Consider the following 1,095-nt stretch of genomic DNA (forward strand, 5'->3'; position numbering starts at 1 on the left):
GTCTCTGCGGGGCTGCTCAAGGATATTCGGCTGCTGTGACCTCAAGATACGAAGTTCACGAACACGACGTGCTCATCATCGGCGCGGGCGGCGCTGGTCTTCGCGCTGCAATTGAAGCCCTGGCCCAGGGCGTCCGCGTCGGTATTGTGTGCAAGTCCCTGCTCGGCAAAGCACACACAGTAATGGCCGAAGGCGGTATTGCCGCAGCGATGGCCAACGTGGATACATCCGACGACTGGCGTGCGCACTTTCGCGATACAATGCGCGGCGGCAAATTCCTGAACAACTGGCGCATGGCGCAGCTCCACGCTCAGGAAGCTCCTGAGCGCGTGCGCGAACTGGAACAATGGGGAGCTCTGTTTGATCGCACCGAGAACGGCGACATCCTGCAACGGGCCTTCGGCGGCCATACGTTTAAACGGCTGTGCCACGTCGGCGACCGCACCGGGCTGGAGATGATTCGCACCTTGCAGGACCGCGGTGTGCACCTGGGTATCGACGTATATATGGAGTGCACGATCACACGGCTGCTCAAAGACGGCAACCGCATCGTGGGCGCTTTTGGCTATTGGCGTGAACAGGGCCGCTTCGTCGTGTTCAGGGCGAAGTCTGTTGTGATTTGTACGGGGGGCATCGGCAAGGCCTGGAAGATCACCTCAAACTCCTGGGAATACACCGGTGACGGTATGGCGCTCGCCTATGAAGCCGGCGCCGATCTGATGGACATGGAGTTCGTTCAGTTCCATCCGACTGGCATGGTCTGGCCGCCGGGAGTTCAAGGCATCCTGGTGACTGAAGCCGTGCGCGGAGAGGGTGGCATCCTCCGTAACAAGAACGGCGAGCGTTTCATGGAACGCTACGATCCCAAAAAACTTGAACTTTCTACCCGCGACGTGGTGGCACGCTCGATCTATACCGAAGTGCGCGAGAATCGCGGCACCGAGCACGGAGGCGCCTTTCTCGACATCTCTCACAAGCCTGCCGACTATGTAAAGCGAAAGCTGCCCAGCATGTATCACCAGTTCCTGGAACTGGCAGATGTGGATATCACCAGGGAGCCGATGGAAGTGGGACCGACCTGTCACTACATGATGG

1 protein-coding gene is annotated in these 1,095 nt (G+C 59.2%); it reads left to right on the top strand.

Annotation, left to right across the window (positions count from 1 at the left end; translation table 11 throughout):
• Positions 1–35: 35 nt before the first annotated feature.
• On the top strand, positions 36–1,095 hold a 1,060-nt coding region (locus AB4043_RS26360; protein WP_442308634.1), incomplete at its 3' end, for an FAD-binding protein.

Source organism: Terriglobus sp. YAF25 (genome assembly GCF_052113305.1).
Classification (GTDB): domain Bacteria; phylum Acidobacteriota; class Terriglobia; order Terriglobales; family Acidobacteriaceae; genus Terriglobus.